Consider the following 12,582-nt stretch of genomic DNA (forward strand, 5'->3'; position numbering starts at 1 on the left):
TACGCTTATGGGGTCAACTGGAGCTTTCAGTCCCAATCTGTTAGACTACTAACGAATTCATAAAGAGGGAGTCCATATGAAAGCGCCATCCTGGCGACGCGCGGTACTAAAAGTAGGAAGTGCCCTAATAGCGCCAGATGAAACCGGATGTAGTACGAAATACCTACTAGCCATTGCTCGTTTCATCAACGAGTGTCGAGCTCGCGGCCAAGAAATCGTTCTTGTCTCCTCAGGCAGTGTTGCCGCAGGCCGCAAGCATATAGAATTCGAACATGAACAGCTTCCTGTAGTCGTCCGTAAGGCGATGGCGGCAGTTGGACAAAACGAAATGATGGCATACTGGTCGCGCTTTTTTGATTTTCCTTGCGCTCAGGTGCTAATGACCCACAGCGACCTGCGAGACAGAGCGCGCTATGTAAGCATCAAGAACACCTTACATACGTTGTTAGAGCACGAAGTATTGCCTGTAGTGAATGAAAACGATGCGCTAGCAACCGACGAGATGAAAGTGGGTGATAACGACAACCTTGCAGCAATGGTTGCTACCTTGGTTGACGCTGATGCATTGTTTATCTGCTCAGACATCGACGGCCTGTACGATGCCGACCCACGCTTGAACCCAGAAGCGAAGAAAATTCCGGTGGTAGAAACCATTGATGAGAGCATTTTCTCGCTTGCTGGCGGAACCACCAGCAAAGTCGGTACAGGCGGTATGCGGACCAAAGTCGAAGCCGCAGAGAAAGCGACATCGCACGGTATTGATACCTACATCGTTAATGGCCGTAAAGGGGAAACGTTCGAGTCGTTATTGCAGGGTGAAATTCCTGGCACCTTATTCCGACGCCAGTCTGACCCAATCAGCAACAAGAAACATTGGTTGCGGCACACCCTAGTCGCTCAAGGTGAAATTTTGGTGGACGAAGGCGCGTGCAATGCTCTGACGGAGAAAGGTGCTTCACTGTTGAGCTCTGGCATCGTCGATATCCAAGGCGATTTTGATCGTGGCGATGCGGTTTTAGTGCGCAGCGCAGACAACACCGAAGCCATCGCAAAAGGAATTTGTCAGTACAGCTCTCACGAGTTACTTCACATTAAAGGTCAACAGACCAGCGAGATTGCTGAACAATTTGGTTACAGCCCGATTACCGAAGTAATTCATCGTGATGACTTAATGATTTTGGAGGATGCATGACACAGATCAATGCAGAACAAATTGGTAAACAAGCCGCGAAAGCCGCTCGAGCGGTTGCAAACTTGTCAGAACAAGAAAAGAACGCCGTTTTACAGAAAATGGCAGATAGCCTGCGAAAGCACCAAGAAGAGATCATCGAGATCAACAAGAAAGACTTGGTAGCAGGCAAAGAAAAGGGTCTAAGCGATGCCATGATGGACCGCTTGGAACTGACTCCCGAGCGTGTCGAAGGTATGGCTACAGCCATTGAAGAGATTATTGAGCTGAGCGACCCTGTTGGCGATAGCTACGTTTTAGATGAACGCCCGAATGGCATTAAAATTGAGAAGATGCGCATTCCACTTGGCGTTATTTGTATGATTTACGAAGCCCGTCCGAACGTTACCGCTGATGCCGGCGCACTATGCTTTAAGTCAGGCAATGCCGTCATTTTACGCTGTGGTCGCGAAGCTATCGAAAGCAGTAAAGTCATTGCTAAGGCTTTACATGAAGCACTGCAAGCCTCGGAGCTGCCAAAAGACGTAATCACTGTGGTACCTACGCCAGATCGTGAGTTAATGATGGACTTGCTACAGCAAAAAGATTACATCGACTTGGTGATTCCGCGCGGTGGCGAAGGCCTGATTCACTTTGTCAGCGACAACAGTAAAATTCCTGTCATCCAGCATTATAAAGGGGTGTGTCACCTTTATGTTGATAAAGATGCGGACTTAGACAAGGCGTTAGCGCTGCTGTTGAACGGTAAGACCCAACGTACGGGCGTCTGTAATGCGCTTGAAGGGCTATTGGTTCATCAAGACGTTGCCGATACTTTCTTGCCGATGGCAGCGAAAGCGCTGGCGGAAAAATCCGTTAAAATACACGCCTGCAAACGCTCTATGCCTTACTTTGAAGGCGCTGAGCTGATTGCAGACGATGCTTTTGGTGAAGAATACTTAGCCTTAGAAATCGCTGTTCGTACCGTTGACGATTACGAGGCTGCGGTTGAGCACATTCAACAGTTCGGTAGTGGCCACACCGAGGTTATCTGTACCGAAAACGACGCCACTGCCAAACGCTTTATCCGCGAAGTGGATTCAGCAGTGACTATGGCAAATGCCTCGTCGCGCTTCTCCGACGGTGGTCAGCTAGGTCTAGGTGCTGAAATTGGTATTTCTACCAGTAAGCTGCACGCCTATGGTCCAATGGGCTTGCAAGCACTGACGACCGAGAAATTTGTGGTGACTGGCAACGGCCAAATTCGCGAATAATAGTGCCCCTGCCCAACAAAAAAGCCGCTACACCAGTAGCGGCTTTTATATATTCATCGTTAACGGTCAATATTGTCCAACAAGTAATCGGCCACTCTTGCAGACACCTTGCCGTCAACCTCCCCTATCAGCTCAGCGGTCACCCGTTGTCTTTCTGCGGCGAGCTGCTGAGGATGCTTCAACTCTTCCTGTACCGCATCGAACAGCTTGCTAGGGCGGCTCACGTGGCGCGCGACTGAAGCATATTCAGTAATACTTTGGTCCATCCGTTTATCAAAGCGAAAGCGTAAAGGTCCTCGATAACTCCAGCGTAATTGCAGAAAATCAATCCAAATAACCGGCTTGTTTAACGCTGCGAATTCAAATAAGGCCGAGGATGCCTCACTCAACAGAATATCAGCGGTCGCCATGTAGGGTAGCAGTGACGCTTGCTTGGCAAAGTGGACGTTGGGCGCTTGCTGCCAGTGAGCAAAACGTTGCCGTTGCTTGTCATACTTGCTGTGGCTCATGCTAAACGCGTGCGGCTTAATAATAATATTGTAGTCGCTAAACTGTTGCGGCCAATCCAGCGGCATCCGCTCAATTGAGCTGGGATAAAAGGTCGGTGCATAAAGTACCGTTTGCTTATTGGGATCTAGCCCCAGTTCAGTCAATGACAACGCCTGCTGTTGACGACCGTCAGCCAAAGCAATGGGATCCAACTTGGCAAAGCCCACCTGCTGAAAATGGCTTTTTGGATAGCGCTGTTGCAGTTGTTGATGACGGAAAGCCCCTTCCGTAAAACGCACATCAAAATGACTCAGTGCTTCGTCGTAATAGCAGGCTTTGACACCCACTCCATGGTACAACAACGCGGTTTTTACGCTTGCCGGCAACTGTTTCAGCCAACTCACTTCGTTGCCGAATACCAACCAATCGGTTCCTTGTCGCACACGTTGCAACAGCTTCGTAACGGTTAGCCTTTGCGTTGCGGCGGGTTCATCGGCGTTCTTGTCCGCGTCCAGTACCACCTCAACCGCAGCGCCCCGTTGCTGCAACGCGTTAACCACTGGCATGAACTGTGGCAAGTAATAGGCATGTTCGGCATAAAAAATGATCGTCGGTTTGGGCATGATGGTGCTATTTGATGAGTAGATGAATAGGTGGTTTGAGTAGTGTATCATCGACATTTTTAGCTGAATAGTAGGAGCTAGGTCAGATGCGCGTCATTACCTTTGGCACCTTCGATATGTTTCATATCGGTCACTTACAAATTCTTGAACGGGCGCGCGCGCTAGGTTCACACCTAACGGTGGGGGTTTCTTCCGATAACCTCAACTGGCAAAAGAAGCAGCGCAAGCCGATTTGCCCAGAACATGATCGGATGCGTATTCTGCAAGCGTTGCGCTGCGTTGATGAAGTGTTTTTAGAGCAGTCTTTAGAACTTAAAGGTGAATATATTCAGCAATATAACGCCGATATTTTAGTCATGGGTGACGATTGGGAAGGCCGCTTTGACGAGTATAAAACGCTCTGTGACGTTCTATACTTACCGCGGACACCGTCAATTTCAACCACTCAGCTTATCGAGGTTGTGCGGAGCCATGACCCACGTTAATACTGGGGCGTTTGCCACAAAGAATTTTGCTTGGAGCATACAGTGAATACAGCACAATCGTACAATGACGCACTACAGCGTCACCGCAAGGTTTTCCAAACCTTAGAACAGCACCAAGGCGACTGTGAGACGCTTTTAAGCTGGGTGCAACAAAGCCTTAGTGAGGGCGGTAAGATTGTCTTTTTCGGCAATGGTGGTAGTGCTGCCGACAGCCAACATTTAGCCGCAGAATTTATGGTGCGCTACAAACAAGAACGGGGGCCACTAGCCGCTATTGCGCTAACCACCGATACTTCTATCCTGACTGCGCATTCTAACGACTACGACTTCAGCTCAGTATTCGCGCGCCAGGTGCAAGGCTTAGTTAAAGCTGAGGACGTGGTCATTGGATTAACCACGTCGGGTACCAGTCCTAACATTAATGATGCGCTGACGGCTGCAAATGCAATAGGCGCAAAGACCGTTGCGTTAACCGGTAAAGGTGGCGGCAAGGTCAAAGATATTGCGCAATTAGCGATTGTTATTGCTGATACCGAAACGGCTCGCATTCAGGAAGCCCATATGTTTATTGGCCATTGGTTGTGCGAAGCGCTCGACCAAAGCCCAGCCTAAGGAGCCTTTGCGCATGGATGTTAATGCCCTAAATGCCGTTGCTGACTCATCTGTTTTGGTGGTTGGCGATGTAATGTTGGACCGCTATTTCCGCGGCGATACACAGCGTATTAGCCCTGAAGCACCGGTTCCGGTAGTAAAGCTATCGGCAACCGAAGACCGCGTTGGTGGCGCTGCAAACGTCGCGGTGAATATCGCCACCCTAGGCGCTAGTGTAGGGTTGCTAGGATTAGTCGGTAACGATTCAGAGGCCCAACAATTACAACAAGCATTAACCCAACATGCGGTTAACTTTTCCTTTGTCAGTGTCAGTGACAAACCCACAATTACCAAGACACGGGTGATTTCTCGTCACCAACAAGTGGTGCGTTTGGACCGAGAGGAAAGATTTTCTGCAACGGACGCTGAACAACTTCGCCAGCGTTTTGACGCGTTGTTAAACCATTACGACATCATTGTTTTCAGTGATTACAACAAAGGCGCGTTGCAGCATGTGAGCGCCATGATTAGCGCTGCCAAACGCGCCGGTAAAATGGTGTTGGTGGACCCTAAACAGCCACAGTTAAGCCATTATCGCGGCGCCGATGTGATCACCCCAAACCTAAATGAGTTCGCGCTCTATGGCGGCGATAGCAGCAGTGAAGAAAGCATGCTGAATAGTGCTAGGGCTTTAATCGCAGAGAACAACATTGCGGCGATGCTACTAACCCGAAGTGAGCATGGAATGACGCTTATTTTGCCGCAACAACAACACCATTTTGCCGCACAGGTATTGGAAGTGAGTGATGTAACGGGTGCTGGCGATACCGTGATTGCCACGTTAGCAGCGATGCTAGGCATTCACTTGCCACTCGATAAAGCGACCGAGATGGCTAACCTCGCGGCCGGTATTGCGGTGTCTAAACAAGGTGCTGTTGCGGTGACCTCTCAGCAGTTGGCAGAAAAACTGAATCAGCAATTGGCGCAACAACAACCCGCGCAACACCCGAGCGATTCTGAAATTCGCAGGGCCATCGCCGCTGCACAGCAACGGGGTGAGAAAATCGTGTTCACCAACGGTTGTTTCGATATTTTACATGCGGGTCATGTGTTTTATTTGAACCAAGCTCGCGCATTAGGTCAGCGCTTGGTCGTGGGTCTTAATAGTGACGCTTCGGTTAAGCGCTTGAAAGGTCCGCAACGACCGGTCAATTCCTTAGCGGATCGCCGCGCTGTGCTGGAGGGCCTCGCCTGCGTGGATTGGGTATTGCCTTTCGGCGATAACGCCGCGGAAAACGATACCCCGTTGCAGCTTATCCAGAGCCTCAACCCCAATGTTTTGGTGAAAGGTGGTGACTACCAGATTAGCGATATCGTCGGCGCCGAATGGGTACAAAATAACGGCGGAGAAGTTAAAGTACTGCCATTCCTCGATGGCCGCTCAACCACCTCTACCATCAACAAGCTAAAAGGTTAACGGGTGCTGCAACCAGACGTACAATCAATCTGTATCTTACGGCTTTCTGCAATCGGTGACGTTTGTAACGCGATAGCCGCAGTGCAAGCGATTCAACGCCGCTATCCAAACGCTAAAATCACTTGGATTATCGGTAAAATTGAACGCCAATTACTCCAAAATTTACCCGGCATTCGCTTCGTGGTCTTCGACAAAAGCCAAGGTTGGCGGGCGTATCGGCAGCTAAAGCGTGATCTCGCTGGGCAAACCTTTGACTACCTGTTGCATATGCAATTGGCGTTTCGCGCCAATTTAGCGGCTCTGTGTGTGAACGCCAGAGTAAAAGTGGGCTTCCCTAAGCATCATGCGAAGGAGCTCCATTCTTTGGTCGTTAATCAACACGTCGACTTTCCTGAGCACCCCCACGTTTTAGATGGCTTTGCCGCATTCGCTAAATTTCTTGATGCTGACATTCAGACGTTGCAGTGGCATCTGCCCATTCAAGCCGATGATCAACAGTGGGCTAAAGCGCACTTGCCTGACAATGCAAAATTATTGGTGTTAAGTCCGTCTGCATCTAAGCAGGAACGCAATTGGACCACTGAAGGTTACATTGCCATTGGTCGCTGGGCCATACAACAAGGCTTCGACGTCGTCTTGTGCGGTGGTCCGGGAGCCCACGAAAAGGCCCTAGCGAGTACCATAGCGGAGCAGCTTCAGTCGTGTACTGACCTAACCGGTAAAACCACGCTCCAGCAAATGCTTGCGGTATTAAAACAGGCATCGGTAGTGATTGCCCCAGATACTGGCCCTGCGCACATGGCCAATGCATTAGGAACGCCAGTCGTGGGTCTTTACGCACATAGCAATCCACAACGTACCGGGCCCTACCGCTACCAACAATACGTCGTTAACTATTATCCTCTGGCGCTGCAACAAACCCTCGGGAAACGCCCTGATGAGGTTCGCTGGGGCACTCGTGCCAAAGGCGAAACATTGATGCATAACATTACGGTAGACGACGTTAAAACCATGCTAACGCGGGTTATTGAGGAGCAACAGCTATGACCTCGAAGGCACTGTTCCTCGACCGCGATGGTGTGGTTAACGAAGACCATGGTTACGTGTCGACGCCCGACCAATTTAGCTTTATCGATGGTATTTTTGCTGCCTGTCAACGTTTTCAACAACAGGGCTACCGGATTATTATCATCACCAACCAATCAGGCATCGGCCGCGGCTACTATAGCGAAGCGGATTTTCAGCAACTCACTGAATGGATGAAGCGACGCTTCAAGGAAAATGGCGTAACCATTGACGGCGTCTACTTTTGCCCACACCACCCTGAAAAAGCGTTAGCCCCCTACCTGAAACATTGCGACTGCCGCAAACCCAAACCGGGAATGTTGTTGCAAGCGATTAACGATTTTCACTTGGATCCAGCTCAATGTGTGATGGTAGGCGATAAGCCCTCTGACATGGAAGCAGCAGAGCGAGCAGGCATTGGCAAACGCGTATTGGTGTTAAGCGGACAGACCGATAAAGAGGCAACGCCGGCAAATGCGCTGAAAGTCATCGACTCGATCGCTGACCTCCAGCCTTAACATCGCAGACTCAGCCGTGTTGCTGGTAGCCGGTCATGAATTCCGGCCAATCACGGCTTTGCTTCCAGTGGAAAGTTTCCTCGCGCTGCTTTTCTTTGCGCAACGACCGCAACAAGCGCGCTAAGTTATCCTTAGTCCAGTCGCCAGGTTCGCAGATCTTGCACTTATCAAAATCGACGATCCATGCTTTGCCGTGATCATCGAGCATCAAGTTGTGACAATTTAGGTCGGAATGGAAGACCTGTGCTTGGTGCAGCTGCCGAACTGCGGCGCCAACCGTTTGCCATTCTTCTGCACTTAACTGGCGTTGTTTAAGCAAACGGTAAACATCCACCGCTCCCGGAATCACTTCAACAATAATATCGGCGCGATAACTAAACCAGCCAGCGCGAAGATAACGCGCGGCTACCGGTTTCGGCACCGGTAATCCTTTGTCACGCAGTTTAACCAACAAGTTAAACTCCTGAATAGCGCGACTTTGCGCGGCAGGCTCACGTAAAAACCGATCATGATTAATTTTGCCAATAAAACCGCCACGGTAGTAATGACGCAATACCCAGCCACGGTCGCCTTGCTGAATAAAGTAGACCGTTGAGCGTCCCGTTGCGTTACCCGCAATAGCCTTTTGTTGCTGCCAATAAGCTGGACTAAATAGCGCAGAACTGACTTCATCCACCACCGTATCGTCGTAAACGATGGTTTCACTCGCGCTAGTTTGTTGTTCAATCATTCAATGCCTTTCACTGTTCCGTTGGCTTTTGGCTAGAGTATTTCATAGCCCCGTTTAAGACGCGCTCGGTGGCGCCAAGGTGTTGGTTCAATACGTGTCGCGCCTGCAAAACTTGCTGCTGATATTGCTCAGGCGCCTGTTGCCAGTGGCACAATATTTCGCCAAGTTCAGTACTATCAGCTAGCAATTGAGCCCCACCCGCTGTTTGCAGATTTTGGTAAACTTCAGCAAAGTTGTACACCGAACGGCCCGAAATAACGGCACTGTCGCAAACCACTGCTTCTAGCGGATTGTGTCCGCCCCGTTCAATTAAACTGCCGCCAACAAAAGCGACCTCGGCTAATTGCAGCCATAGCAACATCTCACCCATGCTATCGCCCAAAAACACCTGGCTGTCTGTACCCATCTGCTCAGCTTGTGAGCGCTGCTGCCAGACTAAGCCGCTGCGTGCTAACAACTCTGCCACTACCGGGAATTGTTCGGGATGGCGAGGTACCATTATCAGCAACGCCGTTGGCTGCTGTTTCAGCAACTGCTGATGTGCCGTGATCATGGCGTCAAACTCCCCGGGATGAACACTGGCGGCAACCCAGACAAAACGCCCGGCTATCTGCTGTTGCCAAGCTTGAGCTTGCTGTTGCGCTTCGTTTGATAGCTCAATATCAAATTTTAGTTGGCCACACACCGTTAACCGCTCGGGTTTGACGCCCAAACCTTGCAAACGCTCTGCAGAGGCTTGATCTTGCGCCGCAACCCAGGCTAATTGCTGCCATACAGAGCCCAATAAAAAGCGGGCTTTGCGGTAGCCTGCCGCTGACTTCTCAGACATTCGCGCATTGAGTAACAAGCAAGGAATCTGCTGCTCCGTCGCGCGCTGAATCAAACTCGGCCATACCTCGGTTTCCATCAACCAAATGGCACTCGGTTGCACGCGCTGCAGAAAACGTCCGACAGCGGTTGGCGTATCGAGCGGAAGATAACAATGATACACCCGCTCTGCTAAGCGTTGCTGGATTAACGCTGAACCGGTTGGCGTCATGCAGGTTACGATCACCGGCGGCGCATCAGCTTTGGTGAGCAGAGCTTCAATCAACCCTAAACTAGCAAGTACCTCGCCAACCGAGGCGCAATGCACCACGACAGCTCCGCGATAACGCTCCGGAATCACTTGCTTGGCCAGTCGTTCATGCCAGCGCAGACGGTAACGCGGATCTTTCCGACCTCGCCACCAAAACATCAGTTTTAGTAACGGCAGTAGCAATTGTAATAGCCCGCCCAAACGTGCTGTTGCCATGGCGTTTACCCGTTCCCTTTGCCGTTGTAAAAAAATAGCCGACTATAATGCCATATCTTAGTCGTTAAACGCTATGCCATCGATCCACTCGGGGTAACGCAACGTAAACTAAAAAAACACAAATTCAGGTGATTATGAAGCAATTTAGCTTAAATGATTTAGCCCGCATGGAAAAACCACAGCGGGTCCACTTTGTTAATGCATTATCTGGCTTCAAGAGTGCCAACATTATTGGTACCGCTGATCGCAAACAAAATACCAACGCAGCAATCGTTAGCTCGGTATTCCATTTGGGGTCTAATCCGCCATTGCTGGGAATGATTCTACGCCCGCATTCGGTTGCTCGGCATACCTTAGAAAACATCGATGAAACCGGTGTTTACACAGTCAACCATGTTGGCGAGTCGTTTTATCAGCAGGCTCACCAAACCTCGGCGCGTTACGATAGAACGCAGTCAGAATTTGATGCCTGCGGACTGACCGCGGGGTATGTAGATGGCTTTCACGCACCCTACGTGGTCGAGAGCCCCCTGCAAGTGGGAATGAAATTGGTCGAAATCACCCCTATTCAACACAACGGGACGGAATTGGTAATTGGCGAAGTAGAGTGGGTTCGCGTCGCCGAGAGCTGTGTCAAAGACGATGGCTTCCTCGACCTTGCTGCAAACAATACCGTCGCGGTATCGGGGCTGGATAGCTATTACCGTACCGAACGCCTTGCTCGCTTGAGTTATGCCAAGCCCGACCAACCGCTGACCGAGCTCGACTTAGATGGCAAAAAGCGCTGAGGTACATACCCTACGGCTGATATTGGGCGATCAACTTAACGCCCAACACAGCTGGTTTAAAAGCAAAGATGACGGGGTACTGTATGTGATGATGGAGATCCGTCAAGAAACCGATTACGTGCTTCATCATCAGCAAAAATTGCTCGCATTTTTCACGGCGATGGAAAACTTTTCGCAGGCGCTGAGGCAAGCCGGCCACCGCGTCCACTACCAGTATTTAACCGATACCGACAACCAGCAAAGCATTGGCAAAAACTTGCAAGCGCTATTAGGGCAGTACCCAAACGCCCAACTCCAGTGCCAACTTGCTGATGAGTACCGGGTTGATCACTACCTGAGGAGCTGGGCGGGTGAACAGAATATCAGTATCGAGTGGTTCGACAGCGAACACTTTTTAACCCCACGAGATGCACTCAAGCGTTATTTTCCTGACAGCGATAACTACCTAATGGAAAACTTTTATCGCCAAGTTCGACGCCAGTTCGATATTTTAATGGAGGCCGATAAGCCGTTAGGTGGGCGGTGGAATTTTGATGCCGAAAACCGCAAAAAAATCGCCGCCAACGCCGACATCCCACAACCGCTGCTGTTTGCCAACAACGCCGAGGCCGCGGCGGAGCGTTTGCGCAAAGCAGAAGTAAAACACTTCGGAGCTGCAGACAGCAGTGCTCTGCTATGGCCGGTTAACCGCAAGCAGTCGCGAGAGCTGTTGCAATATTTTTGCCGTCACTGCTTAGCCAACTTCGGTCGTTATCAAGATACCATGACCGAACAAAGTTGGTCACTGTACCACTCGCGCCTATCGTTTGCGCTTAACAGCAAAATGCTCAGTCCGCTCGAGGTGGTCAATACCGCCATTGAGCATTGGCATGACAACAGCGCTATCAACCTTGCCCAAATTGAAGGATTTGTGCGCCAAATCATTGGTTGGCGAGAGTTTATTCGGGCAATGTACTGGCACCATATGCCCGACTATCAGAAGCAAAATTTTTTCAATCACACACGTCCGCTACCACATTATTTTTGGGATGCAGACACAAAAATGCAGTGTCTGAAACGCGCCATATCGCAATCATTAGAATATGCCTACGCCCACCATATTCAGCGGCTAATGGTAACCGGCAATTTCGCTTTAATTGCTGGCATTGACCCCGATCCACTCGATGACTGGTACCTCGGCATCTACATTGACGCTCTACAGTGGGTTGAATTGCCTAACACTCGCGGCATGAGCCAATTTGCCGATGGCGGCTTACTGGCGACCAAGCCCTACGCCGCCAGCAGCAACTACATTCAAAAAATGGGGCATTACTGTAACAATTGCTACTATCAACAACGGCAAAAAGTTGGCGCCAAAGCCTGCCCTTTTAATAGTCTGTACTGGCATTTTATCCATCGTCACCGACCAGCGTTGCAAAGCAATCATCGGATGAGCATGATGTACAGTGTCTGGGACAAGAAAACAGACGATGAACGACAGCAGCTACTCGACCAAGCAGAACGTTATTTACAGCAGTTAGATGATCTTTAAAGAGGGAAACACTATGCGCATGAGTTTAATTGTCGCCTTCGCAGCAGCGCTCGGCTTAACGGGCTGCAATGCCGACCCAACACCGGTGGCAGCGCCAGTAAAAAGCTTCTCGTTGGCCAAGTACAGTGGCAAGTGGTACGAAATTCTGCGCTTACCGCATGACTTTGAAGAGAACTTGCAGGGCGTGACCGCGGAATATCGCGTGAATGCAGATGGCACCATGGAGGTGACGAATCGCGGTTACAACACGGAAGATGGTGAATGGCAAACGGCCATCGGCAAAGCAAAGCCGATTAAAGGTATGACCGCGGCATTTGATGTGACCTTCTTTTGGCCATTTTACGGCGGGTATTATGTCAGTTGGTTAGATAAAGACTATCAGTACGCCATCGTTACCAGTGACAGTCACGATTACTTCTGGCTACTTGCGAGGTCACCGAAGGTACCGCAAGATGTGATTGATTTAGCGATTGCCAATGCTAATCAGTGGGGCTTCGATACCGACCAGATCCTGCGAGTGCAGCATCCGGCCGGTCCAAACAACTAACC

The 12,582-nt window shown here is 50.2% G+C and carries 13 protein-coding genes; 10 read left to right on the forward strand and 3 right to left on the reverse strand.

From position 1 onward, the window contains the following. Nucleotides 1–76 precede the first annotated feature (76 nt). Both proB and CWI84_RS10850 read left to right on the forward strand, forming a co-directional pair. Nucleotides 77–1,192, forward strand: a complete 1,116-nt coding sequence (gene proB / locus CWI84_RS10845; protein WP_126842614.1) for a glutamate 5-kinase — start codon at nt 77–79, stop codon at nt 1,190–1,192. Beyond that, nucleotides 1,189–2,442 carry a glutamate-5-semialdehyde dehydrogenase gene (locus tag CWI84_RS10850; RefSeq protein WP_126842615.1) on the forward strand — a complete coding sequence of 418 codons (1,254 nt, stop codon included), beginning with the start codon at nt 1,189–1,191 and terminating at the stop codon, nt 2,440–2,442. Before proB ends, CWI84_RS10850 begins: the two co-directional genes overlap by 4 nt. 59 nt (nt 2,443–2,501) lie before the next feature. Here CWI84_RS10850 and CWI84_RS10855 read toward each other — a convergent pair whose 3' ends face one another. Then, nucleotides 2,502–3,554, reverse strand: coding sequence for a CDP-glycerol glycerophosphotransferase family protein (locus tag CWI84_RS10855; RefSeq protein ID WP_157981021.1), 1,053 nt, complete (start codon nt 3,552–3,554; stop codon nt 2,502–2,504). An 86-nt stretch (nt 3,555–3,640) separates the two neighbouring features. Between CWI84_RS10855 and CWI84_RS10860 the strand changes: the two genes are divergently transcribed. From CWI84_RS10860 to gmhB, 5 genes are read left to right on the forward strand one after another with little or no spacing between them, the layout of a single operon-like run. Beyond that, the gene (locus CWI84_RS10860) at nt 3,641–4,039 is read left to right on the forward strand and encodes an FAD synthase family protein (RefSeq protein WP_126842617.1); all 399 of its coding nucleotides are present in this window, start codon (nt 3,641–3,643) and stop codon (nt 4,037–4,039) included. A 42-nt stretch (nt 4,040–4,081) separates the two neighbouring features. Next, nucleotides 4,082–4,651, forward strand: coding sequence for a D-sedoheptulose-7-phosphate isomerase (locus CWI84_RS10865; RefSeq protein ID WP_126842618.1), 570 nt, complete (start codon nt 4,082–4,084; stop codon nt 4,649–4,651). A 13-nt stretch (nt 4,652–4,664) separates the two neighbouring features. Further along, the gene (gene hldE / locus CWI84_RS10870; protein ID WP_126842619.1) at nt 4,665–6,107 is read left to right on the forward strand and encodes a bifunctional D-glycero-beta-D-manno-heptose-7-phosphate kinase/D-glycero-beta-D-manno-heptose 1-phosphate adenylyltransferase HldE; all 1,443 of its coding nucleotides are present in this window, start codon (nt 4,665–4,667) and stop codon (nt 6,105–6,107) included. Between the two features lie 3 nt (nt 6,108–6,110). Next, the gene (locus CWI84_RS10875; protein WP_126842620.1) at nt 6,111–7,154 is read left to right on the forward strand and encodes a glycosyltransferase family 9 protein; all 1,044 of its coding nucleotides are present in this window, start codon (nt 6,111–6,113) and stop codon (nt 7,152–7,154) included. Beyond that, on the forward strand, nt 7,151–7,690 hold the full coding sequence (gmhB, locus tag CWI84_RS10880; protein WP_126842621.1) for a D-glycero-beta-D-manno-heptose 1,7-bisphosphate 7-phosphatase: 540 nt from the start codon (nt 7,151–7,153) through the stop codon (nt 7,688–7,690). Before CWI84_RS10875 ends, gmhB begins: the two co-directional genes overlap by 4 nt. A 10-nt stretch (nt 7,691–7,700) precedes the next feature. On the opposite strand, the gene CWI84_RS11830 is transcribed toward gmhB, so the two are convergent. Both CWI84_RS11830 and waaA read right to left on the reverse strand, forming a co-directional pair. Beyond that, the gene (locus CWI84_RS11830; RefSeq protein WP_241968783.1) at nt 7,701–8,420 is read right to left on the reverse strand and encodes a 3-deoxy-D-manno-octulosonic acid kinase; all 720 of its coding nucleotides are present in this window, start codon (nt 8,418–8,420) and stop codon (nt 7,701–7,703) included. Between the two features lie 10 nt (nt 8,421–8,430). Further along, the gene (gene waaA / locus CWI84_RS11835) at nt 8,431–9,714 is read right to left on the reverse strand and encodes a lipid IV(A) 3-deoxy-D-manno-octulosonic acid transferase (RefSeq protein ID WP_241968784.1); all 1,284 of its coding nucleotides are present in this window, start codon (nt 9,712–9,714) and stop codon (nt 8,431–8,433) included. Between the two features lie 134 nt (nt 9,715–9,848). On the opposite strand from waaA, the gene CWI84_RS10890 reads away from it, so the two are divergent. From CWI84_RS10890 to CWI84_RS10900, 3 genes are read left to right on the forward strand one after another with little or no spacing between them, the layout of a single operon-like run. Beyond that, the gene (locus CWI84_RS10890) at nt 9,849–10,502 is read left to right on the forward strand and encodes a flavin reductase family protein (protein WP_126842622.1); all 654 of its coding nucleotides are present in this window, start codon (nt 9,849–9,851) and stop codon (nt 10,500–10,502) included. Then, nucleotides 10,486–12,033 (forward strand): cryptochrome/photolyase family protein, encoded by a 1,548-nt coding sequence (locus tag CWI84_RS10895; RefSeq protein ID WP_126842623.1) that lies wholly within the window; start codon nt 10,486–10,488, stop codon nt 12,031–12,033. Before CWI84_RS10890 ends, CWI84_RS10895 begins: the two co-directional genes overlap by 17 nt. Before the next feature lie 19 nt (nt 12,034–12,052). Then, the gene (locus tag CWI84_RS10900; RefSeq protein WP_126842624.1) at nt 12,053–12,580 is read left to right on the forward strand and encodes a lipocalin family protein; all 528 of its coding nucleotides are present in this window, start codon (nt 12,053–12,055) and stop codon (nt 12,578–12,580) included. The last annotated feature ends 2 nt before the right edge of the window (nt 12,581–12,582 follow it).

It is taken from the genome of Idiomarina tyrosinivorans (assembly GCF_003987475.1).
Lineage (GTDB): Bacteria > Pseudomonadota > Gammaproteobacteria > Enterobacterales > Alteromonadaceae > Idiomarina > Idiomarina tyrosinivorans.

Bases quoted from the DNA above. Each gene is read 5' to 3' on its own strand.
- proB (WP_126842614.1), top strand. From the start codon at position 77: ATGAAAGCGCCATCCTGGCGACGCGCGGTACTAAAAGTAGGAAGTGCC.
- CWI84_RS10850 (WP_126842615.1), top strand. From the start codon at position 1,189: ATGACACAGATCAATGCAGAACAAATTGGTAAACAAGCCGCGAAAGCC.
- CWI84_RS10855 (WP_157981021.1), bottom strand. From the start codon at position 3,554: ATGCCCAAACCGACGATCATTTTTTATGCCGAACATGCCTATTACTTG.
- CWI84_RS10860 (WP_126842617.1), top strand. From the start codon at position 3,641: ATGCGCGTCATTACCTTTGGCACCTTCGATATGTTTCATATCGGTCAC.
- hldE (WP_126842619.1), top strand. From the start codon at position 4,665: ATGGATGTTAATGCCCTAAATGCCGTTGCTGACTCATCTGTTTTGGTG.
- gmhB (WP_126842621.1), top strand. From the start codon at position 7,151: ATGACCTCGAAGGCACTGTTCCTCGACCGCGATGGTGTGGTTAACGAA.
- CWI84_RS11830 (WP_241968783.1), bottom strand. From the start codon at position 8,420: ATGATTGAACAACAAACTAGCGCGAGTGAAACCATCGTTTACGACGAT.
- waaA (WP_241968784.1), bottom strand. From the start codon at position 9,714: ATGGCAACAGCACGTTTGGGCGGGCTATTACAATTGCTACTGCCGTTA.
- CWI84_RS10890 (WP_126842622.1), top strand. From the start codon at position 9,849: ATGAAGCAATTTAGCTTAAATGATTTAGCCCGCATGGAAAAACCACAG.
- CWI84_RS10895 (WP_126842623.1), top strand. From the start codon at position 10,486: ATGGCAAAAAGCGCTGAGGTACATACCCTACGGCTGATATTGGGCGAT.
- CWI84_RS10900 (WP_126842624.1), top strand. From the start codon at position 12,053: ATGAGTTTAATTGTCGCCTTCGCAGCAGCGCTCGGCTTAACGGGCTGC.